Annotated in this window: 23 protein-coding genes and 2 pseudogenes; 13 read left to right on the top strand and 12 right to left on the bottom strand. The window is 55.7% G+C overall.

Going from position 1 to position 24,177, the window contains the following annotated elements; translation table 11 throughout:
• The first annotated feature begins 25 nt into the window (after positions 1-25).
• The gene (gene yihI / locus AAHB66_RS23370) at positions 26-544 is read left to right on the top strand and encodes a Der GTPase-activating protein YihI (protein WP_347114747.1); all 519 of its coding nucleotides are present in this window, start codon (positions 26-28) and stop codon (positions 542-544) included.
• A gap of 188 nt (positions 545-732) precedes the next feature.
• Positions 733-2,106 carry an oxygen-independent coproporphyrinogen III oxidase gene (gene hemN / locus AAHB66_RS23365; protein ID WP_347114746.1) on the top strand — a complete coding sequence of 458 codons (1,374 nt, stop codon included), beginning with the start codon at positions 733-735 and terminating at the stop codon, positions 2,104-2,106.
• 54 nt (positions 2,107-2,160) lie between these two features.
• Here the strand turns inward: hemN and AAHB66_RS23360 are convergent, their stop codons facing one another.
• The 4 genes from AAHB66_RS23360 to glnA all read right to left on the bottom strand — a co-directional run bounded on the left by AAHB66_RS23360 (position 2,161) and on the right by glnA (position 6,464).
• Positions 2,161-2,283: a YshB family small membrane protein gene (locus AAHB66_RS23360; protein WP_307763671.1), complete on the bottom strand. Its 123-nt coding sequence runs from the start codon at positions 2,281-2,283 to the stop codon at positions 2,161-2,163.
• 111 nt (positions 2,284-2,394) lie between these two features.
• Positions 2,395-3,807 carry a nitrogen regulation protein NR(I) gene (glnG, locus tag AAHB66_RS23355; protein WP_347114745.1) on the bottom strand — a complete coding sequence of 471 codons (1,413 nt, stop codon included), beginning with the start codon at positions 3,805-3,807 and terminating at the stop codon, positions 2,395-2,397.
• Between the two features lie 11 nt (positions 3,808-3,818).
• Entirely contained in the window at positions 3,819-4,868 is a 1,050-nt protein-coding gene (gene glnL, locus AAHB66_RS23350) for a nitrogen regulation protein NR(II) (protein WP_142487613.1), read from the bottom strand.
• A 186-nt stretch (positions 4,869-5,054) separates the two neighbouring features.
• Positions 5,055-6,464 carry a glutamate--ammonia ligase gene (gene glnA, locus AAHB66_RS23345; RefSeq protein WP_333854662.1) on the bottom strand — a complete coding sequence of 470 codons (1,410 nt, stop codon included), beginning with the start codon at positions 6,462-6,464 and terminating at the stop codon, positions 5,055-5,057.
• Between the two features lie 389 nt (positions 6,465-6,853).
• Between glnA and typA the strand changes: the two genes are divergently transcribed.
• The 5 genes from typA (at position 6,854) to fabY (ending at position 11,701) form a co-directional block, all read left to right on the top strand.
• Positions 6,854-8,677, top strand: a complete 1,824-nt coding sequence (typA, locus tag AAHB66_RS23340; RefSeq protein ID WP_333854663.1) for a ribosome-dependent GTPase TypA — start codon at positions 6,854-6,856, stop codon at positions 8,675-8,677.
• Between the two features lie 129 nt (positions 8,678-8,806).
• Positions 8,807-9,406, top strand: a complete 600-nt coding sequence (yihX, locus tag AAHB66_RS23335) for a glucose-1-phosphatase (protein WP_347114744.1) — start codon at positions 8,807-8,809, stop codon at positions 9,404-9,406.
• On the top strand, positions 9,400-10,281 hold the full coding sequence (locus AAHB66_RS23330; RefSeq protein ID WP_347114743.1) for a virulence factor BrkB family protein: 882 nt from the start codon (positions 9,400-9,402) through the stop codon (positions 10,279-10,281). Before yihX ends, AAHB66_RS23330 begins: the two co-directional genes overlap by 7 nt.
• On the top strand, positions 10,278-10,715 hold the full coding sequence (dtd, locus tag AAHB66_RS23325) for a D-aminoacyl-tRNA deacylase (protein ID WP_333854670.1): 438 nt from the start codon (positions 10,278-10,280) through the stop codon (positions 10,713-10,715). The genes AAHB66_RS23330 and dtd overlap by 4 nt, the downstream gene beginning before the upstream one ends.
• 44 nt (positions 10,716-10,759) lie before the next feature.
• On the top strand, positions 10,760-11,701 hold the full coding sequence (gene fabY, locus AAHB66_RS23320) for a fatty acid biosynthesis protein FabY (protein WP_185902396.1): 942 nt from the start codon (positions 10,760-10,762) through the stop codon (positions 11,699-11,701).
• A gap of 67 nt (positions 11,702-11,768) precedes the next feature.
• Here the strand turns inward: fabY and AAHB66_RS23315 are convergent, their stop codons facing one another.
• Together AAHB66_RS23315 and AAHB66_RS23310 are read right to left on the bottom strand one after the other, a co-directional pair.
• Positions 11,769-12,329: an Ail/Lom family outer membrane beta-barrel protein gene (locus AAHB66_RS23315; RefSeq protein ID WP_347114742.1), complete on the bottom strand. Its 561-nt coding sequence runs from the start codon at positions 12,327-12,329 to the stop codon at positions 11,769-11,771.
• A gap of 185 nt (positions 12,330-12,514) precedes the next feature.
• The gene (locus AAHB66_RS23310) at positions 12,515-13,438 is read right to left on the bottom strand and encodes an alpha/beta hydrolase (protein WP_347114741.1); all 924 of its coding nucleotides are present in this window, start codon (positions 13,436-13,438) and stop codon (positions 12,515-12,517) included.
• 229 nt (positions 13,439-13,667) lie between these two features.
• On the opposite strand from AAHB66_RS23310, the gene AAHB66_RS23305 reads away from it, so the two are divergent.
• Together AAHB66_RS23305 and nadS are read left to right on the top strand one after the other, a co-directional pair.
• On the top strand, positions 13,668-13,979 hold the full coding sequence (locus tag AAHB66_RS23305) for a type II toxin-antitoxin system RelE/ParE family toxin (RefSeq protein ID WP_347114740.1): 312 nt from the start codon (positions 13,668-13,670) through the stop codon (positions 13,977-13,979).
• The gene (gene nadS, locus AAHB66_RS23300; protein ID WP_347114739.1) at positions 13,980-14,270 is read left to right on the top strand and encodes a NadS family protein; all 291 of its coding nucleotides are present in this window, start codon (positions 13,980-13,982) and stop codon (positions 14,268-14,270) included. It abuts the gene before it with no gap.
• Positions 14,271-14,309: 39 nt separating this feature from the next.
• Here the strand turns inward: nadS and fdhE are convergent, their stop codons facing one another.
• The 4 genes from fdhE to fdnG are packed head-to-tail and all read right to left on the bottom strand — an operon-like array spanning position 14,310 to position 19,833.
• Positions 14,310-15,239, bottom strand: coding sequence for a formate dehydrogenase accessory protein FdhE (gene fdhE / locus AAHB66_RS23295; protein WP_307763682.1), 930 nt, complete (start codon positions 15,237-15,239; stop codon positions 14,310-14,312).
• Positions 15,236-15,871, bottom strand: a complete 636-nt coding sequence (fdoI, locus tag AAHB66_RS23290; RefSeq protein ID WP_333854675.1) for a formate dehydrogenase cytochrome b556 subunit — start codon at positions 15,869-15,871, stop codon at positions 15,236-15,238. Before fdoI ends, fdhE begins: the two co-directional genes overlap by 4 nt.
• Complete coding sequence (gene fdxH / locus AAHB66_RS23285; protein WP_347114738.1) at positions 15,868-16,770, bottom strand: formate dehydrogenase subunit beta; 903 nt, start codon at positions 16,768-16,770, stop codon at positions 15,868-15,870. Before fdxH ends, fdoI begins: the two co-directional genes overlap by 4 nt.
• A gap of 12 nt (positions 16,771-16,782) precedes the next feature.
• On the bottom strand, positions 16,783-19,833 hold the full coding sequence (gene fdnG, locus AAHB66_RS23280; protein WP_347114737.1) for a formate dehydrogenase-N subunit alpha: 3,051 nt from the start codon (positions 19,831-19,833) through the stop codon (positions 16,783-16,785).
• A 538-nt stretch (positions 19,834-20,371) separates the two neighbouring features.
• Here fdnG and fdhD point away from each other — a divergent pair.
• Both fdhD and AAHB66_RS23270 read left to right on the top strand, forming a co-directional pair.
• Positions 20,372-21,103, top strand: a pseudogene (gene fdhD, locus AAHB66_RS23275) (formate dehydrogenase accessory sulfurtransferase FdhD); the annotation flags it as partial.
• 114 nt (positions 21,104-21,217) lie between these two features.
• A complete protein-coding gene (locus AAHB66_RS23270) occupies positions 21,218-21,430 on the top strand; it encodes a YdgH/BhsA/McbA-like domain containing protein (RefSeq protein WP_347114736.1) in 213 nt (70 codons plus the stop codon).
• A gap of 42 nt (positions 21,431-21,472) precedes the next feature.
• On the opposite strand, the gene AAHB66_RS23265 is transcribed toward AAHB66_RS23270, so the two are convergent.
• On the bottom strand, positions 21,473-21,796 hold the full coding sequence (locus tag AAHB66_RS23265) for an AzlD domain-containing protein (RefSeq protein WP_347114735.1): 324 nt from the start codon (positions 21,794-21,796) through the stop codon (positions 21,473-21,475).
• Positions 21,796-22,455, bottom strand: coding sequence for an AzlC family ABC transporter permease (locus AAHB66_RS23260; protein ID WP_347114734.1), 660 nt, complete (start codon positions 22,453-22,455; stop codon positions 21,796-21,798). Before AAHB66_RS23260 ends, AAHB66_RS23265 begins: the two co-directional genes overlap by 1 nt.
• 101 nt (positions 22,456-22,556) lie before the next feature.
• Between AAHB66_RS23260 and AAHB66_RS23255 the strand changes: the two genes are divergently transcribed.
• Positions 22,557-23,105 (top strand): XRE family transcriptional regulator, encoded by a 549-nt coding sequence (locus AAHB66_RS23255; RefSeq protein ID WP_347114733.1) that lies wholly within the window; start codon positions 22,557-22,559, stop codon positions 23,103-23,105.
• 21 nt (positions 23,106-23,126) lie between these two features.
• Positions 23,127-24,123 (top strand): annotated as a pseudogene (locus tag AAHB66_RS23250) (LacI family DNA-binding transcriptional regulator).
• The last annotated feature ends 54 nt before the right edge of the window (positions 24,124-24,177 follow it).

Raw genomic sequence — 24,177 nt, 5'->3', positions numbered from 1 at the left:
GAAAACGACGTAAAGACAAAACATCATGAAAAAACCGACCCCCGCTGCAGGCGCTAAACGTCCAGCAAAAGCACGCCGCAAAACGCGCGAAGAACTGAATCAGGAAGCGCGCGATCGCAAACGCGATAAAAAGCATCGTGGTCATGCTGCCGGCAGCCGCGCGAGTGGCGGTGACTCATCCGGCGCTTCTGCGAAAAACAAGCAGCAGAAAGACCCGCGTATCGGCAGTAAAACACCTGTTCCATTAGGCGTGACCGATGCCCCGGTCACCAGGCAGCACAAACCCAAGAGCGAGAAACCTATGCTTTCACCGCAGGCTGAGCTGGATTTGCTGGAGAATGATGAGCGCCTGGACGCGCTGCTGGAACGTCTTGAAGAGGGTGAAACCCTGAATGCTGAAGAGCAGTCATGGGTGGATGCCAAACTGGACCGCATCGATGAACTGATGCAGAAGCTTGGCCTCTCTTACGACGATGAAGAAGAAGAAGAGGAAGAAGAAGAGAAGCAGGAAGACATGATGCGCCTGCTGAAAGGTGGAAACTAACATTTGCACCCGGCGGGCTTTATCGTCCTGCTTATAACCCTTCCGGTTATATGTTATCTGGTGTGGTTATTCGTTAAACTACGGCGGTTGTCGCGGCGACAGAAGTGGCTGCGCACCCGATTCATGGCCCGCTCAGGGTCCAGAACGGGCCGCCGTATACGAACGCGACACCAACGGAAGGAGTGAACATGTCTGTACCAACCATCGACTGGGATCTGGCCCTGATCCAAAAATATAACTATTCCGGGCCACGTTATACCTCTTATCCAACCGCGCTGGAATTTTCCGACGCTTTCGGTGATAGCCAATTTCAGCAGGCGGTTGCGCGTTACCCTGACCGTCCGCTCTCTCTGTATGTTCATATCCCGTTCTGCCATAAGCTCTGCTACTTCTGCGGCTGCAATAAAATTGTGACCCGCCAGCAGCACAAAGCCGACCAGTATCTGGATGCGCTTGAGCAGGAGATCCTGCATCGCGCGCCGCAGTTTGCCGGTCGCCATGTCAGCCAGCTCCACTGGGGCGGCGGCACGCCGACCTACCTGAATAAAGCGCAAATAAGTCGTTTGATGACGCTGCTGCGTGGCAACTTTACTTTCAACGATGATGCCGAAATCTCGATCGAGGTCGATCCCCGCGAAATTGAGCTGGATGTACTGGATCACTTACGCACGGAAGGGTTCAACCGCCTGAGTATGGGTGTGCAGGACTTCAATAAAGAGGTCCAGCGCCTGGTCAACCGCGAGCAGGATGAAGAGTTCATCTTCGCGCTGTTGAATCACGCGCGGGAGATTGGCTTCACCTCCACTAATATCGACCTGATTTATGGCCTGCCGAAGCAGACGCCAGAAAGCTTTGCCTTCACGCTGAAGCGCGTGGCGGAGCTTAATCCGGATCGCCTGAGCGTCTTCAACTATGCGCACCTGCCGACGCTGTTTGCTGCCCAACGCAAAATCAAGGATGCCGATCTGCCTTCAGCCGAGCAAAAGCTGGATATCCTGCAGGAAACCATCACCTCTCTGACCGAGACCGGCTATCAGTTCATCGGTATGGATCACTTTGCCCGCCCGGATGACGAGTTGGCCATTGCGCAGCGCGAAGGCGTTCTGCATCGTAATTTCCAGGGTTACACCACTCAGGGCGATACGGATCTGCTGGGGATGGGCGTTTCGGCCATCAGCATGATTGGCGACTGCTATGCGCAGAACCAGAAAGAGCTGAAGCACTATTATCAGCAGGTGGATGATACCGGCAACGCCCTGTGGCGCGGCATCGCGTTAACCCGCGATGACTGTATCCGCCGGGACGTGATAAAAGCGCTGATTTGCAACTTCCGCCTCGATTACAGCGACGTTGAAGCGCAGTGGGATCTGCAGTTTAGTGACTACTTTGCTGAAGACCTGAAGCTGCTGGCACCGCTGGCGAAAGACGGGCTGGTGGATGTCACGGAGAGGGCGATTGAGGTGACGCCGAAAGGGCGTCTGCTGATTCGTAATATCTGCATGTGCTTTGACGCCTACCTGCGTCAAAAGGCGCGCTTACAACAGTTCTCGCGCGTGATTTAAGGCGTACCGAAGTAAGTAGGCCGGGTAAGGCGTAGCCGCCACCCGGCGAACCCTCTAACTAAACAACCCAACCAGCGCCGCACACAGCACGGCTGCAATGGCCGCTTGTGGCGTATGTCCCGCTGCTGCGCTGGCTTCGACGCCGCCAGACAACATAGTGATGATTGATTCCAGCATGATTATCCCCCCCGTTTTCCCGGGCAAGATGATACTTAACTCATCGGAACAGTAAAGCGCAAAATAACGCCAGTTTGCGTTAGATTAACTCCCTTTACACAGCCGAAAATATCACTCCATTCCCAGCTCTTTTAACTTACGCGTCAGGGTATTGCGACCCCAGCCGAGCAGGCGTGCTGCCTCCTGCTTATGGCCCTGGGTATGGCGCAGCGCGGTAGTGAGCAGCGTGCGTTCCATCTCGGGCTGTGCCTCGGAGAGCAGGTTTTGATGACCGGAACGCAGCGCGCGATCGGCCCATTGCGCCAGCAGCGTGGCCCAGCTGTCGGGCAGGGTCTGGCCGGTGCTGCTTTCTGGAGCATGAGTTTCGAAAAGCTCAGGCGGAAGGTCCTGAATCAGCACCTCCTGTCCGGCAGCCATCACCGTTAACCAGCGGCAGGTATTTTCCAGCTGACGCACGTTGCCGGGCCAGGCCAGACGCGTCAGGGCGGCTTCGGTTTCCGGGTGCAGCAGTTTGGCTTCCACCCCCAGCTCACGGGCGGCATCCTGCAGGAAATGACGTGCCAGACGCGGGATATCTTCCCGGCGCTCGCGCAGCGGCGGCAGGTGAACACGAATGACGTTCAGGCGGTGGAATAAGTCCTCACGGAATTTCCCCTCCTGAACGCGCAGCTCGAGGTTCTGGTGGGTGGCGGCAATAATCCGCACATCAACTTTGACCGGCGCATAGCCGCCCACGCGGTAGAATTGACCGTCCGCCAGCACGCGCAGCAGTCGCGTCTGGACGTCGAGCGGCATATCCCCGATCTCATCCAGAAACAGCGTCCCGCCGTCGGCCTGCTCAAAGCGGCCCTGACGAATGGTGTTGGCGCCGGTAAAAGCCCCTTTTTCGTGGCCAAACAGCTCGGACTCAATCAAATCCTTGGGGATTGCCGCCATATTCAGGGCGATAAACGGGGCTTTGGCCCGTGGGCTGTGGCGATGCAGGGCATGCGCGACCAGCTCTTTCCCGGTACCTGACTCGCCGTTAATCAGCACGCTGATGGAGGAGCGTGACAGGCGACCAATGATGCGAAACACATCCTGCATCGCCGGCGCTTCGCCAATGATATCGGTGGTAGGGCCGAAAACCGGAGCGTTACGCGGCTGCTGCTGTTCCTGATAGTGGCTGATGGCGCGTTCAACCAGCGCCACCGCCTCGTCAATATCGAACGGTTTTGGCAGATAATCGAACGCACCCTGCTGGTACGCACTCACCGCCGCATCCAGATCGGAGTGCGCGGTCATTATGATGACCGGCAGCATCGGGTGGCGCTGCTTAATCTGTTTTAACAGCGCGAGCCCGTCCATCCCCGGCATGCGGATATCGGACAGCAGCACGTCCGGGGTTTTGGTGGTGAGTGCATCCAGCACCTCGGCCCCACTTTCAAAAGCGGTGCAGCTTAATCCTGCTCCGGTAAGCGCCCGTTCAAGCACCCAGCGGATGGAGCTATCGTCATCAACTACCCAGACTATCCCTCGTTGCATAACCTAACCCTCTATTTCCTGATTGGCAGGTAAACCGAAAACTCGGTATGACCCGGCCAACTGGTAAATTCAATTTTGCCGGAGTGCTGATCTATCAAATTACGGGCAATCGATAAGCCAAGCCCGGTCCCGCCTTCACGGCCGCTGACCATCGGGTAAAACAGCGTGTCCTGTAAATGGGAAGGGATGCCCGGGCCGTTATCTTCCACGTCGATGCGGGCCGCCAGACGGTAGCGCGTTCCGTGCAGAGTGAGCTGAAACGCGGTGCGGGTACGCAGGATAATTTCTCCGCCATCCGCCCCTAATGCCTGCAGGGCATTGCGCACGATGTTCAGTAATACCTGTTCAATCTGGTCGGGATCGTGCGGCAGTTCCGGCAGACTTGGATCGTAATCCCGAATCAGCCTGACGTTGTCCGGCAGCTCCATCGACACCAGTTTGACGACACGCTCGGCCACTTTGTGAATGCTCTCGGTGACATGCATCCCGGGCTGCTGCGGGCCTAACAGGCGATCGACCAGATTACGCAGGCGATCGGCCTGTTCAATGATGACGTTGGTATATTCCGCCAGCGCAGGGTCGGGCAGGGCTTTGGTTAACAGCTGCGCCGCGCCGCGCAGGCCGCCGAGCGGGTTTTTAATCTCATGGGCCAGGCCACGCACCAGGTCACGGGCAGCAATCTGCTGGGCATGCTGAAGCTGCTCCTGGCTCAGGCGACGCTGATTATCCATCGGTGCCATCTCCAGCAGGATCAGACCTTCCGGCAGCCGCTGGGCGGTCAGGGAGAGAATATGCGAGCGCCCGTCGATCACCAGCGTGACTTCATTATCGGTAAAGCCTTGTCCCGCCTGCAGGCTCTCCTGCATCAGGCCGATGTTCAGAGAAAAATAACTCAACAGCTCCGGTAGCGGTGCGCCAAACAGCTTGCGTGAACTCTGGGCAAGCAGCTGCTGGGCCGCAGGATTGGCGTAATGCACCGCCAGATCGTCGTCGACCAGTAAAATGCTGTTGATAAGAGAATTGAGGATCTGCCCAGCATCGGGCAGCGTGCCAGTTGCCATTCAGCAGTCTCCTGGAGTTGTTTGCACTATTTTAGTGCAGTATAGCGTTTCTGGTGTAAAAAGCGCGTGAGATCAGCGTGTTGGTGGAGAAAAAAGCCCATCCGAAGATGGGCTGAAAAGTTTCCACGGCAACAAAAAAAACGGCTATCAATCTCGCGCGGAAAAGTCCGCGCGACAGGGATTGAATTAAACGCTGTAGTACAGTTCGAACTCAACCGGGTGTGGTGTCATGCGAACGCGGTCGTTCTCTTCGATACGCAGCGCGATGTAAGCGTCGATCGCTTCATCAGTGAACACGCCGCCAGCAGTCAGGAACTCACGGTCTGCATCCAGCGCGTTCAGTGCTTCTTCCAGAGAACCGGCAACCTGTGGGATCTCTTTCGCTTCTTCTGGCGGCAGGTCATACAGGTTTTTGTCCATGGCTTCGCCCGGGTGGATCTTGTTCTTGATACCGTCAAGACCGGCCATCAGCAGTGCTGCGAAGCACAGGTATGGGTTAGCCGCTGGATCCGGGAAGCGCACTTCGATACGACGTGCTTTTGGAGACGCAACAACCGGGATACGGATAGAAGCAGAACGGTTACGGGCAGAGTACGCCAGCATAACTGGTGCTTCATAGCCTGGGACCAGACGCTTGTAGGAGTTGGTGGTTGGGTTCGCCAGGGCGTTGATCGCTTTAGCGTGTTTGATAACACCACCGATGTAGTGCAGCGCCTGCTCGGACAGACCGGCATATTTGTCGCCAGAGAACAGGTTAGTACCGTTCTTGGACAGGGACATGTGGCAGTGCATACCGGAACCGTTGTCACCAAACATTGGTTTTGGCATAAAGGTCGCGGTTTTACCGAAACGGTGCGCAACGTTGTGAACAACGTATTTGTAGATCTGAATTTCGTCCGCTTTCTTGGTCATGGTGTTGAAACGGGTGGCGATTTCGTTCTGGCCAGCAGTCGCAACTTCATGGTGGTGCGCTTCAACAACCAGGCCCATCTCTTCCATGATCAGACACATGGTAGAACGGATGTCCTGTGAAGAGTCAACCGGTGGAACCGGGAAGTAACCGCCTTTAACAGCAGGACGGTGACCTTTGTTACCGCCTTCGTATTTGGTGGAGGAGTTCCATGCGCCTTCGATATCATCGATAGCAACGTGGGAACCGGAAGTGGTCGCACCAAAACGGATGTCGTCGAACAGGAAGAATTCTGGCTCTGGCCCGAACAGAACGGTGTCTGCGATGCCGGTGGAGCGCAGGTACTCTTCAGCGCGTTTAGCGATAGAGCGTGGGTCGCGGTCGTAGCCCTGCAGGGTGCCTGGCTCGAGGATATCGCAACGGATGATCAGGGTAGACTCTTCGAAGAACGGGTCAATGAGCGCAGTGGATGCGTCTGGCATCAGAACCATGTCGGATTCGTTGATACCTTTCCAGCCACCAATCGAGGAGCCGTCAAACATTTTGCCTTCTTCAAAGAATTCGGCATTCACCTGATGAGCAGGAATAGTGACGTGCTGTTCTTTGCCTTTGGTATCGGTGAAGCGCAGATCAACAAACTTCACTTCATGTTCGTTCAGCATCGTCAAAACGTGTTCAGCGGACATACTTAACTCTCCAGATTGGTCATTGTCGTCGTGGTAACGAGGTCTTCAAATTCTGTGTAAGGCAGGCGATGTTGCCTTTGGTTGCCGTATTTTTTATAAAGCGAAATCTGTGCCAACTTTTAAAACACCCCAAAAAGGCGCTATCATGCGCACCATAGTGCAAAAGGGCTGCACCATGATGGTTTTGTTGCACCAGTATAGTGCTTCAATGTGAACATTGAGCACCATATTGGTGCAATTTACGTTAAAGTGCCCTTTTACCGCTCCGTGAAAGCGATCACAAAGCATCTCTGCGATACTTGTTTGCGGGGGATGTTTGTGATCCTGTTTTGTAGTGCGATTAATCCGTGTACAATAACGCGCTATTTCTAAATGCCTGAGGCAAAGTTGTGATCGAAAATCTGCGTAATATCGCCATCATCGCGCACGTTGACCATGGTAAAACTACCCTGGTTGATAAGCTGCTGCAGCAATCCGGTACGTTCGATGCGCGTGCCGAAACTCAAGAACGCGTGATGGACTCCAACGATTTGGAGAAAGAGCGTGGGATTACCATCCTCGCTAAAAACACCGCTATCAAATGGAATGACTACCGTATCAACATCGTTGATACCCCAGGGCACGCCGACTTCGGTGGTGAAGTTGAACGTGTAATGTCCATGGTCGATTCCGTGCTGCTGGTCGTTGACGCAATGGATGGCCCAATGCCGCAGACGCGCTTCGTTACCAAGAAGGCATTTGCCCATGGTCTGAAGCCAATCGTGGTTATCAACAAAGTTGACCGCCCTGGCGCGCGTCCTGACTGGGTTGTTGATCAGGTCTTCGACCTGTTCGTTAACCTCGACGCAACCGACGAGCAGCTGGACTTCCCTATCGTTTACGCTTCTGCGCTGAACGGTATTGCAGGTCTGGACCACGAAGACATGGCTGAAGACATGACCCCGCTGTACCAGGCGATTGTTGACCGTGTTCCTGCACCGAACGTTGATGTTGAAGGCACTCTGCAGATGCAGATCTCTCAGCTCGACTACAACAACTATGTTGGCGTAATCGGCATTGGTCGTATCAAGCGCGGTAAAGTGAAGCCTAACCAGCAGGTCACTATCATCGATAGCGAAGGCAAAACCCGTAACGGTAAAGTCGGTAAAGTACTGACTCACCTGGGTCTTGAGCGTATCGAGAGCGATATTGCTGAAGCGGGCGACATCATCGCGATCACCGGTCTGGGCGAGCTGAACATCTCTGATACCATTTGCGACACGCAAGCGGTTGAAGCGCTGCCAGCCCTGTCTGTTGATGAACCGACCGTAACCATGTTCTTCAACGTCAACACCTCTCCGTTCTGTGGTAAAGAAGGTAAGTTTGTTACCTCTCGTCAGATCCTTGACCGCCTGAACAAAGAGCTGGTGCACAACGTTGCGCTGCGCGTTGAAGAAACCCCGGATGCGGATGCGTTCCGTGTATCCGGTCGTGGTGAGCTGCACCTGTCTGTTCTGATCGAGAACATGCGTCGTGAAGGTTTCGAAATGGCGGTTTCCCGTCCGAAAGTAATCTTCCGCGAAATCGACGGCCGTAAACAAGAGCCGTTCGAAAACGTAACGCTGGACGTCGAAGAGCAGCACCAGGGTTCTGTCATGCAGGCACTGGGTGAGCGTAAAGGCGACCTGAAAAACATGAATCCAGATGGCAAAGGCCGCGTACGTCTCGACTACGTGATCCCAAGCCGTGGTCTGATCGGCTTCCGTTCAGAGTTCATGACCATGACTTCCGGTACCGGTCTGCTGTACTCCACCTTCAGCCACTACGACGACGTTCGTCCGGGCGAAGTAGGCCAGCGTAACAACGGCGTTCTGATCTCCAACGGTCAGGGTAAAGCAGTTGCGTTCGCCCTGTTCAGCCTGCAGGACCGCGGTAAGCTGTTCCTGGGTCACGGTGCAGAAGTTTACGAAGGCCAGATCATCGGTATTCACAGCCGTTCTAACGACCTGACTGTAAACTGCCTGACCGGTAAGAAACTGACCAACATGCGTGCGTCCGGTACTGACGAAGCAACGGTTCTGGTTCCACCGGTTAAGATGACTCTGGAGCAGGCTCTGGAATTCATCGATGACGACGAACTGGTAGAAGTGACTCCAACCTCTATCCGTATCCGTAAACGTCACCTGACTGAGAACGATCGTAAACGCGCAATGCGCGGCCCGAAAGAAGATTAATTCTCTTCTCTTCGTCCTCTGAAACCCCGCCTTCTGGCGGGGTTTTTCTTTTCTGCCGTGCCACGCGCCTCATAGCCAAACATCTTCTTTCCCGCTACAGTTAATTTTCACGGCGAAAAGGAGAAACACATGCTCTATATCTTTGATTTAGGCAACGTAATCGTCGATATCGACTTCAATCGTGTGCTGGGAACATGGAGTGATTTCAGCCGCGTTCCGCTGGCGACGCTTAAGCAGAGTTTTACTATGGGCGACGCTTTCCATCAGCATGAGCGCGGCGAGATTTCGGATGAACAATTTGCCGAAAAGCTCTGTCATGAGATGGATCTTCCCCTCAGTTACGAACAATTTTCCCACGGCTGGCAGGCGATCTTTGTCGGTGTTCGTCCCGAGGTGATTGCCATTATGCACAAGCTGCGCGAGCAGGGGCATCGGGTGGTGGTGCTGTCCAACACCAACCGGCTGCATACCACTTTCTGGCCGGATGAATATCCGGAAGTGAAAGCGGCCGCAGATAAAATTTACCTGTCCCAGGAGATGGGGATGCGTAAACCGGAAGCGCGGATCTACCAGGCCGTCCTGCAGGCCGAAGGATTCTCTGCCGCCGACGCCATCTTTTTTGACGATAACGTCGATAATATAGAGGGAGCTAACCAGTTGGGTATCACGTCAATTCTGGTGACCGGAAAACAGACGATACCTGACTACTTTGCGAAGCAGTTATGCTAAAAACCGTTCATCAAAAAGCCAGCCACCACACCCGACCGCTGCGTGCGTGGCTAAAACTCCTCTGGCACCGCATCGATGAGGACAACATGACCACGCTGGCAGGCAACCTCGCCTACGTGTCGTTGTTGTCCCTGGTGCCGCTGGTGGCTGTCATCTTTGCACTTTTCGCCGCCTTTCCGATGTTTTCGGATGTCAGCCTGCAGCTGCGCCATTTTGTCTTTGCTAACTTCATGCCGGCCACCGGAGATGTGATTCAGAATTACATCGAGCAGTTTGTCGCCAACTCCAGCAAGATGACCGCGGTCGGGGCGTGCGGGCTTATCGTCACCGCGCTGCTGCTGATGTATGCCATTGATAGCGCGCTGAACACTATCTGGCGCAGCACCCGGGCGCGCCCCAAAGTGTACTCCTTTGCGGTGTACTGGATGATCCTGACTCTGGGGCCGTTGCTGGCCGGTGCCAGCCTGGCGATTAGCTCTTATCTGCTCTCGTTACGCTGGGCCAGCGATCTCAACAGCGTGATTGATGACGTGCTGCGCATCTTCCCGCTGCTCCTGTCCTGGCTCGCTTTCTGGTTGCTCTACAGCATTGTGCCTACCACGCGCGTGCCCAACCGGGATGCGATGGTAGGGGCGCTGGTGGCGGCTCTGCTTTTCGAACTGGGCAAGAAAGGTTTCGCGCTCTACATCACCATGTTCCCCTCATACCAGCTGATTTATGGCGTGCTGGCGGTGATCCCCATTTTGTTCCTCTGGGTGTACTGGACCTGGTGTATCGTCTTGCTTGGCGCAGAAATTACTGTCACTCTCGGGGTATACCGCGAGCTAAAAAAAGCAGCAGAAGCCGAAAAACGACGAGAAACAGACCAACCATGATTGCATTAATCCAGCGCGTAACCCGTGCCAGCGTCACCGTGGAGGGAGAGGTGACGGGTGAAATTGGCCAGGGACTTTTAGTCTTGTTAGGTGTCGAAAGGGATGACGACGAGCAAAAAGCCAACCGCTTATGCGAGCGCGTGTTGGGTTACCGTATCTTCAGCGATGCGGAAGGCAAAATGAATCTCAACGTCCAGCAGGCGGGTGGCAGCGTGCTGGTGGTGTCGCAGTTTACGCTGGCAGCAGATACCGAACGCGGCATGCGCCCGGGCTTCTCAAAAGGGGCGGCGCCGGATCGCGCAGAAGCGTTATATGAATACTTTGTTGACCGTTGCCGTCAGCAAGAGATGCATACACAGACCGGACGTTTCGCTGCAGATATGCAGGTCTCGCTGGTAAATGATGGCCCCGTCACGTTCTGGCTCCAGGTATGAGTGATCTGACGGTAAGGCCGCGGGTAACAAGAGAGAGTACAGCTATGTATCACCTTCGAGTACCGCAAACGGAAGAAGAGTTAGCGCTTTACTACCAGTTCCGCTGGGAGATGCTGCGTAAGCCATTACATCAGCCGAAAGGGTCGGAGCGCGACGCCTGGGACGCCATGGCGCATCACCAGATGGTAATGGATGAAGAGGGCAACCTGGTCGCCGTCGGGCGGCTGTATATCAATGCCGATAATGAGGCCTCCATCCGCTTTATGGCGGTGCATCCCAGCGTACAGGATAAAGGCCTCGGCACGCTGATGGCGATGACGCTGGAGTCCGTTGCCCGTCAGGAGGGCGTGAAGCGCGTCACCTGTAGCGCGCGCGAAGATGCGGTGGAGTTCTTTGCCAAGCTGGGTTTTATTAACCAGGGCGAAATCACCACCCCGCAAACTACCCCGATTCGTCACTTTTTGATGATCAAACCCATCGCCTCGCTGGATGATATTCTGCATCGCGCCGACTGGTGCGGTCAGCTGCAGCAGGCCTGGTATCAGCACATCCCGCTGAGCGAAAAGATGGGGGTGCGCATTCAGCAGTACACCGGGCAGAAATTTATCACCACCATGCCGGAGATCGGCAATCAGAATCCGCACCACACCCTGTTTGCCGGCAGCCTGTTCTCGCTGGCGACGCTCACCGGCTGGGGGCTTATCTGGCTGATGCTGCGCGAGCGCCACCTGGGCGGCACTATTATTCTGGCTGACGCCCATATCCGCTACAGCCGTCCTATCAGCGGTAAACCGAGCGCGGTAGCGGATTTAGGCTCATTGAGCGGCGATCTCGACCGTCTGGCCCGTGGTCGTAAAGCCCGCGTACAGATGCTGGTGGAGCTGTTCGGTGACGAGACCTCTGGCGCGGTGTTTGAAGGCACCTATATCGTGCTGCCCGCGAAGCCGTTTGGCGCCTATGAAGAGGGCGGAAACGAGGAAGAGTAGCGTCAGGATCCGGGAGTTACCCCTGGCGAAATGGGTAACTCTCCGTTTTAAGCATCAGCCCATTCGCTTAAAAACGATAGCCCATGCCTACGTTGAAACCATTGATCGAATAGTCACTACCCAGACTGGCCTTCGTGCCTTCATAGCCGATATTAATCGAGATATTATCAACGGGGTTCATCACCATTCCAACTCCCCAGGCGAAAGAGGCTGATTTCTCGGAAATACCGTCATGGCTCACTTTATTATCTCCGTAATTCACCCAGCGAGTATTTCCGGTCGCCTTCACCCATGCCGTGCCGCCGACGGCATAGAATGAGACGTACTTATTGATGCGATATGCCGGTCCTGCCAGCAAAGAATAATAATTTACGTCTATATCATTGTGAACGATGTCGTAGGCCGCTAAATAATCCTGTTTAGCGTGCGCTTTCATCCACGAGAAAGAGCCAATAAGGCTGAGTGGGGCATCAAATTCATAGCGATACTGGACGTTAACGCCGTTCAGGTTGTCAAAACCCGTCACCTCACTGTGCGCGAAGCCTAACGAGAAGGTGTGATTATTTGCAAATGCCAGGCTGCTGGTCAGAGAGGCCGCCAGTAAAATTGCCAGAGAGCTTTTATTCATTGATATAATCCATTAATCAAAGAAATTAAATAATATTGATGGCACGAAGCCAATGTGACGGTTTCCTTTCAATTATCACACTGCTTTCGGCGCTTTATTTTGCTAAGGCAATTTTGAGGATGCAAACCTTAAATACTTTATAATAAGTATGGGATTTCTTAATTGATTCAATGTTTATATTGGAATCACCCTATAACTGCCACAGCATCCGCTCGCCATGCAATATCACGAATAACGTCCCGCGCTGCCTGGCTTACACCCCCAAGCTGAAAGAAACCATGAATCACGCCGGACCAGCGCTGGCAGGTGCAGTTCACACCTTGTTCGGTCATGTGGTGATGTAAGGCTTCACCTTCGTCACATAAAGGGTCGTATTCGGCGGTGATGATATGGGTTCGGGGCAGGCCATGAAAGTCATCCCGCCACAGTGGGCTGGCTTCAGAGTGCTGGCGTTCGGTATGGGGAAAGTACATGTCGTATCCGCTGAGGAGCGTGTCGCGGGTAATAACATAATCCCGTCCATTGCGGGTGTAGCTTTCAAAATACGCCGTTGCGTCGAGCATCGGATAGATAAGGATCAGCTGAGCGGGTTGCCACAGACCTGCGGCCTTAAGCCGTAGCGCCGTGACCAGGGCCAGATGGCCACCCGCGCTGTCTCCACAAAGGGTGATATGGTTTTTATCCACACCAAACCTGTCCGCATACTTCCAGACCAGATTCGCGCCTCGTTCAGCATCGTCATGCGCGGCAGGGAAGGTATGTTCGGGAGCCAGCCTGTACTGCACCGCAATCACCCGACAGTTGCCATAATACGCCAGCTGGCGCAGCTGGTTATCATGGGTATCAAAACCACCGCTGACAAAACACCCGCCATGATAGTAGATAACGGTGGGCAGCGTTTCAGGTGCGTTGAGCGGTGAGTAGGTCCGAAACGTTATTCCGTCCTGCGTCTGCGTTGCTGCCTGGACGCGTGTTTCCTTCTCCCCGGCAAGCACCGTACTGGCAACATAGCCAGCCCTCCGTTCATCAATATTCTGACCGAGCGGAGAGGGTCGCCCTGCGGCGATAAAGTCCTGAACCAGCTTATCAATGCCCTTTTCCAGTGCCATCGTTTAATCCTTAAATCTGTATGGATATACAGCGTTATAGCCTGGTTTTCGGTGGATGAAAACAGCGGATTTGGGTGGGGATAAGAATCTGGAAAGCGGCTCGCAGAAACAAAATGTACTGAGCGGAACGAGTGGATTTGTCCACTTTATCTCAATAACGTAACAGGAGAGGGGTACGTCATTGACGTACATTTAACTTTTGATACTCTAAGCCAATGGCGTATGTTTTATGCTATTCATTGATACGGATATCTTCACCGAAGACGTCAAAAAATTACTGGATGACGACGAATACCATAAACTGCAGGTCTTTCTGGCAATGCAGCCAGAATATGGCGATCTGATTCAGAACACGGGAGGCTTACGTAAGATTCGCTGGCTTGCCGGAGGTAAGGGAAAGCGTGGTGGTGTACGAGTCATTTATTTTCATCGCTCACGTGAAAATGAAATTCGATTGCTGCTCATCTATCGCAAAGGGATCCAAGATGACCTGTCAGCAAACGAGAAAGCCGTACTGAAAATGATTATTGAGAGGTGGTAAATGGATAAGGCGCTATTTGAGCGGTTAACCCAAAGCGTGACTCAGATGAACGAAATTGCCGAGGGCAAACGCGAGCCATCGCGCACCTTTCAAATCGATGCCATGAAAATTAAAGAAATTCGTCAGGCGTCAGGGCTGTCGCAAAGTAAATTCGCGCAACTAATTTCGGTCAGTGTTGATACGCTACGCAACTGGGAGCAAGGCAGACGTTCACCTACAGGCCCGGCCAGGGCGCTACTTCGTGCTATTGCCAACGATCCGCAGCATGTTATTCCTGCGCTATCCCAGTAATTTAGCCCGGCAGCAAAACCTACCGGGCTAAAAAGAAGATTACTCCCCTTCACCCGGGAACAGGAACGGGTTAATAGAGCTGCGGGCAAAGCCCTCCTGCTCCATTTTGGCGTCCAGGATCAGCGTGGCGAGATCGTCAGCGACGGCCTCCACTTTCGGGTCTTTTTCCTGGTACAAAATCTTCAGGTAGGTGCCGCAGTCGCCGCAGCTCTCGGCTTTCACCGCGGACTGCTCGTTCTCCAGCGACCAGTAGTGCAGATCGCGGGTCTGCTCGCAGTTGCTGCATTTGATGCGCACCACGTGCCACTCGGTTTCGCACAGGTTGCAGTGCAGGTAGCGCAGCCCCTGAGTAGTACCGATTTGCACCATGCTGGAGACCGGCATCGAACCGCACACCGGGCAGAACTGGCGTGCTTCACCGTATTCTGCCCGGGCTTTACCTGGGATCAGACTGGCCATTTGCGCCCAGTAGAGCGACAGGGCGGCCCAGATAAACGGCGCTTTATCGCTGCTGACCGAGGCAAAATCAGAGGCAAACAACGCGCTCGCCATCTGCTCCAGCTCCTGCTCTGAGGCTTTTTCGAGATTCTCGATCACCGCCAGCGCAGGGCCGCTCATCTCGGGCTTCAGCTCGGCAATCAGCGAATGCAGCAGCGTGTGCCAGTGCTTATCGCGCGGCAGCACGTGGATATCCAGCGGCGGCTTGCCCTGAACGTTCGCCTCTTTGATGCGCGCGGTCAGATCCATCTGCAGCGGATGGTCGTACAGCACCACTTCCTGAGCATGGGCGATCAGCCCGGCAAAGCGCAGGTAGTCGCCGAGCGGGTTGTTCTCTGCCAGCTCACGCAGGCGTTCCGCGCGGCGGTTATAGAGGTTTTTCAGTCTGGGGAACAGTAGCGGCGGAATCACTTCCGCCGTGCGTTTCTCGCTCGAACCCAGCTCATCTTGCGGGATTATGCGAATACTCATTCAGATGACTTTTCCTGTTTCTGGCGGACTTCACGGTACCAGCGCGGGTGATGTTTCTTCGCCCACGTCTTAGTAACCCAGCCTTCCACCATCGCGGTAATGGTGCCTTTCACCCAGAGGGCGGCGTAGATATGCACCATGATAACCACAATTAACGCCACTGCGGCAAATGAATGCAGCATTAACGCAAATCGGATCACCGGGATTGAGAAAGCAGGCGCAAAGTACGGACGCCAGATGATCACGCCACTTGCCAGCAACAGGACCAGGAAGATAATCGCCGCCCAGAATACGCATTTCTGGCCGAAGTTATAGCGTCCGGTATCACCTACTTCCTCGTTGACGACGATCTTACGAATATTCTTCGCCCAAAAGATATCATCCCGATTGATTAGGTTGTGGTGCCAGTAGCGGAAAAACATGATGATGAACGAGGCGAACATCACCACCCCGACGAACGGGTGCAGGATGCGCGCCAGCTGCGGCGTACCGAGGATCTGCATCAGCCAGTTGAAGGAGGGGAAAAAGAACCCCAGCCCGCTTATCGCCGCCAGCATGAAGCAGAAGGCGGTGACCCAGTGGTTGATACGTTCCGGCGCCGTGTAGCGCACGATGGTGTCACGTCTTTTCATTTGCGCACCTCGTCTTTCTCTTCATGCAGGTTGTCGTCTTCCTCTTCTGCGCGGTTCGGACCGACACCGACATAGTGGAAGATGCTCGCGGCGAAGGTCGCGGCAAATCCGACGGCGGCCAGCGGCTTCCAGATGCCTTTCCAGAATTTCACCGTGGCGCTGATCTCCGGGTTCTCCGGCAGGCCGTGATACAGATTCGGCTTGTCGGCGTGGTGCAGGACGTACATCACGTGGGTACCGCCAACTCCGGCCGGATCGTACAGGCCTGCGTTGTCGTAACCGCGGGTTTTCAGCTCGGATACGCGCTCGCCCGCCAGCGTTTTCATGTCCTCTTTGGAGCCAAAATGAATGGCACCGGTTGGACAGGTCTTCACGCAGGCTGGCTCCTGGCCGACATTCACGCGGTCAACGCACAGCGTACATTTGTAGACGCGGTTGTCTTCCGGGTTCAGGCGCGGCACGTCGAACGGACAGCCCGCGATGCAGTAGCCGCAGCCGATGCACTGTTCAGACTGGAAGTCGACGATACCGTTGGCATACTGAATGATCGCCCCTTCAGACGGGCAGGCCTTCAGGCAGCCCGGATCCGCGCAGTGCATACAGCCATCTTTGCGGATCAGCCACTCCAGTTTGTCGTTTTGCTCCACTTCCGAGAAGCGCATCACCGTCCAGGATTTGGCGGTCAGATCGGCGGGGTTGTCGTACACCCCGACGTTGTGACCCACTTCATCACGGATGTCGTTCCACTCCGAACAGGCCACCTGACAGGCTTTACAGCCGATACAGGTGGTCACGTCGATAAGCTTCGCCACTTCCTGCTGGTGGTCCCGCGCCTGTGGCGCGGGGGTGAAACTGTTAGTCGCGGAACGACGGATAATGTCTTGCGATTGATAAGCCATAAGTCGTCTCCGTTACACCTTTTCCACGTTCACGAGGAAGGCCTTAAACTCCGGCGTCTGCGTATTCGCATCACCGACGAACGGCGTCAGGGTGTTAGCAATAAACCCTTTCTTCGCCACGCCCTCATAACCCCAGTGAATCGGAATACCGATGGTATCCACATCCTGACCGTGAACCTTCAGCGTGCGAATACGCTTGGTCACCACCGCTTTGGCCTTGATATAGCCGCGGTTGGAGGAGACCTTGACGGTATCGCCGTGGGCGATGCCGAGCTTGTTCGCCAGCTTCTCGCCGATCTCCACAAACTGTTCCGGCTGCGCGATGGCGTTAAGCAGCGCGTGCTTGGTCCAGTAGTGGAAGTGCTCGGTCAGACGGTAAGTGGTACCCACGTACGGGAACTTGTCTTTTTTGCCCAGCGCTTCGAAATCACCCTTAAAGATACGGGCTGCCGGGTTAGAGACCACGTTCGGGTGCAGCGGGTTGGTACCCAGCGGCGTCTCAAACGGCTCGTAGTGTTCCGGGAACGGTCCTTCCGCCATCTTATCGATCGCGAACAGACGTCCCATCCCTTCAGGCTGCATGATAAACGGCCCGACATCGCTGCCCGGAGGCGCGGTGCTGTAGTCCGGAATATCCACGCCGCCCCATTTCGCGCCGTCCCATTTCAGCAGCTGACGCTTCGGATCCCACGGGTTGCCCTGCGGGTCTGCGGAGGCACGGTTATAGAGGATGCGGCGGTTCAGCGGCCATGACCATGCCCAGCCCAGCGTATTGCCGAGGCCCGAAGGGTCGGCGTTATCGCGGTTGGCCATCTGGTTGCCTTTCGGCGTCCAGCTACCGGCAAAGATCCAGCAGCCGCTGGAGGTGGTACCGTCATCACGCAGGTGCGCGAAGGTGCTGAGCTGATCGCCTTTCTTTGCCAGAACCGCACCGGTAGCCGGGTCGATAACATCCGCCAGCGCCTTACCGTTGCTCTCCATCGCCACTTCTTCCGGGGATGGGTTCTCCGGCGTCGAGTAGTTCCAGGTCATGTTCAGCACCGGCTCCGGATTCGCGCCGCCTTCAGCCGCGTACATCTTACGCAGGCGTAAGAAGATACCGGCCAGGATCTCACCGTCGTTCATGGCGATGCCCGGGGCGTCCGCGCCTTTCCAGTGCCACTGCAGCCAGCGGCCGGAGTTGACGATAGAGCCGTTCTCTTCCGCGAAGCAGGTGGACGGCAGACGGAACACTTCGGTCTGAATCGTCGACGGATCGACGTCGTTCGACTCACCGTGGTTCTGCCAGAAGGTCGAGGTCTCGGTATTGAGCGGGTCAATCGTCACCAGGAACTTCAGCTTCGACAGAGACGCCACAACCTTGTTCTTGTTCGGGAACGACGCTACCGGGTTAAAGCCCTGGCACAGATAGCCGTTGACCTGGCCCTGGTTCATCATCTCGAAGTACTGCAGAACGTCGTAGCCCTTGTCCCACTTCGGCAGCCAGTCAAAGCCCCAGCTGTTTTCCGCCGTCGCTTTATCGCCATAGAAGGCCTTCATCATCGAGACGAAGAACTTCGGATAGTTGCCCCAGTAGTTCACCTGGCCTTCGAGCAGCGGTTTTGGCGTGCTGGCCGTCAGGTAGGTTTGCAGATCGGTCTGCTTTTCGCTTGGCAGGTTCATATAACCCGTCAGGCTTTGCGACAGCAGGCCAAGGTCGGTCAGACCCTGAATGTTGGAGTGACCGCGCAGGGCGTTGACGCCGCCGCCAGCCATCCCCATGTTGCCGAGCAGCAGCTGCACCATCGCCATGGTACGGATGTTCTGCGCGCCGATGGAGTGCTGTGTCCAGCCGAGTGCATACAGGAACGAGGCGGTTTTATCGTGAACGCTGGTTTCAGCGATCATCTCACACACCTTCAGGAAGTCCGCTTTCGGCGTCCCGCAGATGTTTTCCACCACGTCCGGCGTATAGCGGGAAACGTGCTCTTTCAGCAGGTTCCACACGCAGCGCGGGTGTTGCAGAGTGGTGTCGCGCTTCGCAAAGCCTTTCTCATCCAGCTCGTAGTTCCAGCTGGTTTTGTCGTATTTGCGTTTTTCGGCGTCGTAACCGCTGAACAGGCCATCTTCGAAGTGGTAATCCTCACGCACGATCAGGCTGGCGTTGGTATAGGCTTCGGTGTACTCGCGGTTATATTTTTCGTTAGTCATCAGGTACAGCAGTACGCCTGACAGGAAAGTGATGTCAGTACCTGAACGAATAGGGGTGTAGAAATCCGCCACTGACGCTGTACGCGTAAAGCGGGGATCGATCACAATCAGTTTCGCACCGTTGTGGATTTTGGCTTCCATCGCCCAGCGGAACCCGACAGGGTGCGCTTCAGCGGCGTTACCGCCCATCACCACGATAAGGTTGGCGTTCTTGATGTCGACCCAGTGGTTGGTCATCGCACCGCGACCAAATGTTGGAGCAAGACTTGCTACCGTTGGTCCGTGTCAGACACGCGCTTGGTTGTCGACCGCGAGCATGCCGAGTGCGCGCGTGAATTTCTGGGTTAAATAGCCGGTTTCGTTACTGGAGGCAGACGCACACAGCATGCCGGTGGAGAGCCAGCGGTTGACGGTGGTGCCTTCAGCGTTCTGCGCCATGAAGTTGGCATCGCGGTCTTCTTTCATCAGCTTAGCGATGCGATCGAACGCTTCGTCCCAGCCAATTTGCTGCCATTTGTCGGAGCCTGGCGCGCGATATTCCGGGAATTTCAGGCGGCTTTCTGAGTGGATGAAGTCCACCAGACCTGCCCCTTTCGGGCAGAGCGCACCGCGGTTGACCGGATGATCCGGGTCCCCTTCGATATGGAAAATAGATGCTTTGGCGTTTTTTGCACCGTCACCGAGGCTATACATCAACAGCCCACAGCCGACAGAGCAGTACGTACAGGTGTTACGGGTTTCGCGGGTGCGCAGCAGTTTGTACTGCCGTGTTTCCGCCAGCGCTACGCCGGGCGCAAAGCCCAGTGCCGCCGCCGTGGTGCCTGCCATACCGCCAGCGCAGATCTTAAAGAACTGCCTTCTGCTGACCTGCATGGTCACTCCTTGTTTCGACATTGCTACCTTTATAGGTCGAGCCGCAGGAGCGTCTTGCTGCTTGCCTGCAACGCGCATTATTCGGGTATTTAGAGTTTTACTTTACGGTGACAAAACAACCGCAAAGGGTTGGAATTTTGTATTCCCACAATTCCTTAAGGGATAGCGCGCAGAATACCACATTGTCGGTAGGCTTGTTTGAATGGAGTTAATACAACGTGAATAAAAACTAAGCCTGCTAATTTAAAAATGTGAAGTAAATCACATTATTAACTTTGTGTGTTACAAAGCTGTATCATCCCGGTCCATCACCTTCTCCACAGGAGGTAAAGCCGGTCCCGGATGTCCGAAAGAAAAATTGATCCATCTCTGGGGCGCATCGCTGCCATTTGTGCTGCAATAGCGCCCTTACTTGCGAAGTTGCCCAGGAACGAAGTCGTGCCAAAAGAAAACCGAGATACCTCCTTCCAGCCCGTCGGCGTAGTGACGTGCGAGGTACGCAGACCCCCCTCAACTCAACCAGCCCATCCAGGACTGGATTGCGCAAGAGGTGCCCGTGGCGCTGGTCTACAACGGTATCTCGCACGTGGTGATGATGGCTTCGCCAAAAGATCTGACCCTCTTTGCCATCGGATTTTCGCTCTCTGAGGGGATTATCGACCACCCGCAGGAGATCTACGGGATGGATGTGGTGCCGGTCTGCAACGGAATGGAAGTACAGATTGAACTCTCCAGCCGTCGTTTTATGGCCCTGAAGGAGCGTCGCCGCGCGCTGGCCGGGCGTACCGGCTGCGGCGTTTGCGGCGTGGAGCAGCTGAACGACATCGGCAAACCCATCACCCCGCTGCCCTTTAGCCAGACCTTCACGCTGGCGAACCTCGATACCGCGTTGAACAGCCTGCACTCGGTACAGCCGGTAGGGAATCTGAGCGGATGTACGCACGCCGCCGCCTGGGTATTACCGTCGGGCGAGATCGCGGGCGGGCATGAGGATGTCGGACGCCATGTGGCGCTGGATAAACTGCTGGGCAGGCGCGCAGGAGAGAATGAGATGTGGCAGCAGGGGGCCGCCCTGGTCTCCAGTCGGGCGAGCTACGAGATGGTGCAGAAGGCGGCGATGTGCGGGGTCGAGATCCTGTTTGCGGTCTCCGCAGCCACCACCCTGGCGGTGGAGGTGGCCGAGCGCTGCAACCTGACGCTGGTGGGGTTCTGCAAGCCGGGAAGAGCGACGGTCTATACCCATCCGCAGCGTTTGAATATTGTTCAATAAATTTGAATTGTTTTAGCAAATCCTTCCGCTATCAGTTGTCGGTGATGAGGCCTATTATTTATCACATCAAGGCACAACGCCTTACACCAACAACTTATTGAAAGGGTCACTATCATGAAAAGCATCAAAAATTTTGTCGCAGTAATCGCTCTGGCTACTTCTTTCGGTTCTTTCGCTGCGCAGTCCGTCACCGCATCCGCCAGCACCATTGATGGCGCAGAAGCTAAAATCGCGGCTCAGGCTCAGCAGGCTGGCGCGTCCTCTTACACCATTACTCAGGCTTTCTCCGGTAACCGTGTACACATGACCGCTGAACTGAATAAATAAGCGCACAGTATCTGTCGAAAGAGCGCCCCCCGGGGCGCTTTTTTAGTTTATGCCTTCCAGGCGTAATAATGCCGTCACCACGGCCGCCGCGACGATCACGAAAATCAACGGTACCTTGCGCCACGCGAGGAATACCGCAAAGGCCACGCCCAGCACCCGCGCCATTCCGGCAAAATGCTCCCCTTCATAGAAGGTGGTCGCCAGCGCCACTGAAAACAGCAGCACCGTTGCCGCATCCGACAGCAGCGCCTGGGAGCGTTCAGACAGCGCTAACCGGCTGCCCAGCTTCGCGCCGCCGAGACGCATCAGGTAGGTACCCGCCGACAGCAGGGCGATACCGAGAATAAAGACGGTCATGTTTTCCATTATTTCTTCCTCGTCGCCAGGCCAAGCAGGGAGAGTAACACCGGCAGGCCGACCGGCGCAAAGGGCACGGCGGCCAGCGACAGCGCCGCACCGCTGCAGGCGCGGATAAGCGTAGTGCGGTTCTTAAAGGCGGGCACGACCAACGCCAGTAAAATGGCCGGGAACACCGCGTCCAGCCCGATGGTTTCCGGGTCGGGCAGCAGTTTGCCGACCATCGCCCCCAGCAGGGTGCCCAGCGGCCAGATAATCGCCACCCCCAGGCCGCAGAGCCAGTAGGCGGCTTTGCGCTGCTCCGGCGTTTTTTGCGACAGGCCAAACACCACGCTTTCGTCATTCATAATGTGACAGCCGAGGAAGCTGGCGCCGCGTTTACCCACCAGCTCGCGCACCGTTACGCCAAAGGGGACATGGCGGGCGTTGACCAGCAGCCCGGCCGCTGCTGCGGCAAGGGGATTGCCCCCGCTGGCGACGATGCCGATAAACATAAATTCCGAGGCGCCCGCCAGAACCGAAATCGAGAGCACAAACGGCACCCACAGCGGGAAGCCATACGCCATCGCCAGCGAGCCGTAGGACATCCCCACGACGCCCACCGCCAGACACACGAGGATAATCGCCTTGATGGTGTCGCCTTTGAGACAAGAGAAAGCGTGTTTCATACAGTTTTAGCCATATCGAACGAGTATCCATTATAATGAACGCATCACATTCGTTTATCAAGATGAACGATTCGTTCGATTTATAGAACAAGAGACCGTTTATGACGCAGCCAATCAGCGTAATTGCCAAAAGTCTGGTGCGGGAGCGCATGAGGACCGGGCTTTCACTGGCGGAAATTGCTCGCCGGGCCGGGATCGCCAAATCCACACTCTCCCAGCTGGAGTCCGGCAACGGCAACCCCAGCCTCGAAACCCTGTGGTCGCTCTGCGTGGCGCTGGATATTCCCTTTGCCCGTTTGCTCGAACCACAGCAGCCCATCACCCAGGTGCTTCGCCTTGGGGAAGGGACAAAAGTCATTGCTGAACAGGCTAACTATGAGGCCATTTTACTGGCGACCTGTCCGCCAGGCGCGCGACGCGATATCTATATCCTGATGGCGCAGCCCGGTGCCGACCGTATTTCCCATCCGCATCCGCCGGGGTCGGTTGAACATATTATCGTCATAAAGGGACGGGCGCTGGTTGGCCTCACCGGAGCACCGGAAGAGCTCGGGGTTGGGGACTATATTTGCTATCCTGCCGACCAGCCGCACATCTTCAAAGCCTTTGAGCCCGATACCTATGCGCTCATGGTGGCGGAACAGAACTGACACACGAAGACACGGATAATCATGTCGCTTAAAGCTATTGCTAAAGAACTGGGACTGTCGGTAACGACGGTGAGCCGCGCCCTCAACGGCTATTTTGACGTTTCCAGCGAGACGCGTGCCCGCGTGGAAGCCGAAGCGCAGCGCCGCGGCTATCGGCCGAATACCTTCGCCCGCCGTCTGAAGATGGGCAAAATCGACGCCGTGGGGCTGGTCTTCCCGGTGCATCCCGTTCCGCTCAATAACAGCGTCTTTATGGAGATGGTCGGCGAAATAAGCCACGAACTGGCGCAGCATGAGATCGACTTACTCCTGATTGCCGATGACGATTTGGCCGACAAGCACAGCTACATGCGCATGGTGCAAAGCCGTCGCGTGGATGCCCTGATCGTAGCGCACACCCTGGATAACGATCCGCGTCTCGGACAGTTGCAGGCCGCCGGATTCCCCTTCCTGGCGCTCGGCCGCAGCCATCTGCCGGAGCCCTATGCCTGGTTCGACTTCGATAACTATGCGGGCACATATACCGCGACCCGGCGGTTAATCGATAAAGGGCATCAGCGCATTGCGCTGCTGGGTGAGAGCAACAATCAGGCGTTTATTACCCAGCGTCGCCAGGGCTATCTCGATGCCCTGAAAGAGGCGGGGCTCTCAAGCGAATGGCTGCGCACCATGCCGCCTTCACGCCGGGCGGGCTACAACACTACCCAGGCGCTGCTGGCGCTGGATGTCGCTCCCACGGCGATCGTCACCGACTGCAACACCCATGGCGACGGTGCCGCGATGGCCCTGGCGCAGATGGGGCGTTTAACCGGCGAGAAGGCCGTGGCGCTGGTGGTCTATGATGGCCTGCCGCAGGACAGCATTGTCGATATCGACGTGGCGGCGGTGATCCAGTCCACCCGTCAGGGGGGTGGGCAAGCAGATTGCCGACATGGTGTTGCGGCTGATTAACGGCGACGACATCAGCCAGCTTCAGGTGTTGTGGCAGCCGGAATTCTCACCGGGCCAGACGGCATAAATTTCCCCAATTTCTAAACCCGATCACAAATCCGAAACGTTTTGGTTTGTATCC

The sequence above is a fragment of the Leclercia sp. S52 genome, assembly GCF_039727615.1.
GTDB classification, from domain to species: Bacteria; Pseudomonadota; Gammaproteobacteria; order Enterobacterales; family Enterobacteriaceae; genus Enterobacter; species Enterobacter adecarboxylatus_B.
Note: the sequence above shows the minus strand (reverse complement) of the source record. Positions and strands in the feature narration are given on the sequence as shown.

What these genes read in the sequence shown, in the direction of transcription:
- yihI (WP_347114747.1), top strand. Translation starts at nt 26, where the DNA reads ATGAAAAAACCGACCCCCGCTGCAGGCGCTAAACGTCCAGCAAAAGCA.
- hemN (WP_347114746.1), top strand. Translation starts at nt 733, where the DNA reads ATGTCTGTACCAACCATCGACTGGGATCTGGCCCTGATCCAAAAATAT.
- AAHB66_RS23360 (WP_307763671.1), bottom strand. Translation starts at nt 2,283, where the DNA reads ATGCTGGAATCAATCATCACTATGTTGTCTGGCGGCGTCGAAGCCAGC.
- glnG (WP_347114745.1), bottom strand. Translation starts at nt 3,807, where the DNA reads ATGCAACGAGGGATAGTCTGGGTAGTTGATGACGATAGCTCCATCCGC.
- glnL (WP_142487613.1), bottom strand. Translation starts at nt 4,868, where the DNA reads ATGGCAACTGGCACGCTGCCCGATGCTGGGCAGATCCTCAATTCTCTT.
- glnA (WP_333854662.1), bottom strand. Translation starts at nt 6,464, where the DNA reads ATGTCCGCTGAACACGTTTTGACGATGCTGAACGAACATGAAGTGAAG.
- yihX (WP_347114744.1), top strand. Translation starts at nt 8,807, where the DNA reads ATGCTCTATATCTTTGATTTAGGCAACGTAATCGTCGATATCGACTTC.
- AAHB66_RS23330 (WP_347114743.1), top strand. Translation starts at nt 9,400, where the DNA reads ATGCTAAAAACCGTTCATCAAAAAGCCAGCCACCACACCCGACCGCTG.
- dtd (WP_333854670.1), top strand. Translation starts at nt 10,278, where the DNA reads ATGATTGCATTAATCCAGCGCGTAACCCGTGCCAGCGTCACCGTGGAG.
- fabY (WP_185902396.1), top strand. Translation starts at nt 10,760, where the DNA reads ATGTATCACCTTCGAGTACCGCAAACGGAAGAAGAGTTAGCGCTTTAC.
- AAHB66_RS23315 (WP_347114742.1), bottom strand. Translation starts at nt 12,329, where the DNA reads ATGAATAAAAGCTCTCTGGCAATTTTACTGGCGGCCTCTCTGACCAGC.
- AAHB66_RS23310 (WP_347114741.1), bottom strand. Translation starts at nt 13,438, where the DNA reads ATGGCACTGGAAAAGGGCATTGATAAGCTGGTTCAGGACTTTATCGCC.
- AAHB66_RS23305 (WP_347114740.1), top strand. Translation starts at nt 13,668, where the DNA reads ATGCTATTCATTGATACGGATATCTTCACCGAAGACGTCAAAAAATTA.
- nadS (WP_347114739.1), top strand. Translation starts at nt 13,980, where the DNA reads ATGGATAAGGCGCTATTTGAGCGGTTAACCCAAAGCGTGACTCAGATG.
- fdhE (WP_307763682.1), bottom strand. Translation starts at nt 15,239, where the DNA reads ATGAGTATTCGCATAATCCCGCAAGATGAGCTGGGTTCGAGCGAGAAA.
- fdoI (WP_333854675.1), bottom strand. Translation starts at nt 15,871, where the DNA reads ATGAAAAGACGTGACACCATCGTGCGCTACACGGCGCCGGAACGTATC.
- fdxH (WP_347114738.1), bottom strand. Translation starts at nt 16,770, where the DNA reads ATGGCTTATCAATCGCAAGACATTATCCGTCGTTCCGCGACTAACAGT.
- AAHB66_RS23270 (WP_347114736.1), top strand. Translation starts at nt 21,218, where the DNA reads ATGAAAAGCATCAAAAATTTTGTCGCAGTAATCGCTCTGGCTACTTCT.
- AAHB66_RS23265 (WP_347114735.1), bottom strand. Translation starts at nt 21,796, where the DNA reads ATGGAAAACATGACCGTCTTTATTCTCGGTATCGCCCTGCTGTCGGCG.
- AAHB66_RS23260 (WP_347114734.1), bottom strand. Translation starts at nt 22,455, where the DNA reads ATGAAACACGCTTTCTCTTGTCTCAAAGGCGACACCATCAAGGCGATT.
- AAHB66_RS23255 (WP_347114733.1), top strand. Translation starts at nt 22,557, where the DNA reads ATGACGCAGCCAATCAGCGTAATTGCCAAAAGTCTGGTGCGGGAGCGC.